We start from the raw sequence: 236 nt of genomic DNA, 5'->3' as shown, positions 1-236 counted from the left end.
GGCACCGTCTGCCCCTGGAAGATGCGCAGGTTACGGTCGCGCTTCATCGGCCACAGGTCCGGCTCCACCGTCAGCTGGTACACCGCGTAGCGGGTCCCCGACAGCTCAACGGCGCTCACCGCCACGCGCGTGACTTTACCGTTGATATAGCGGGAGGTGAGCAGGTTCTGCGTCGGGATGGTCACCGTGACCGGCTGGCCCAGCAGTTTGCTGCGGTCAATGCGCGCATCCGTGCC

The 236-nt window shown here is 66.1% G+C and carries 1 protein-coding gene; it reads right to left on the bottom strand.

The window, feature by feature from the left end; translation table 11 throughout:
• Positions 1-236 (bottom strand): contractile injection system protein, VgrG/Pvc8 family (locus tag EKN83_RS23290; protein ID WP_221885397.1); only part of this gene is annotated, 236 nt, incomplete at both ends.

It is taken from the genome of Enterobacter sp. WCHEn090032, from assembly GCF_003986875.1.
Lineage (GTDB): Bacteria > Pseudomonadota > Gammaproteobacteria > Enterobacterales > Enterobacteriaceae > Enterobacter > Enterobacter sichuanensis.
The sequence above is the reverse complement of the archived record's forward strand: the minus strand, read 5'-3'. Positions and strand labels throughout refer to the sequence as shown.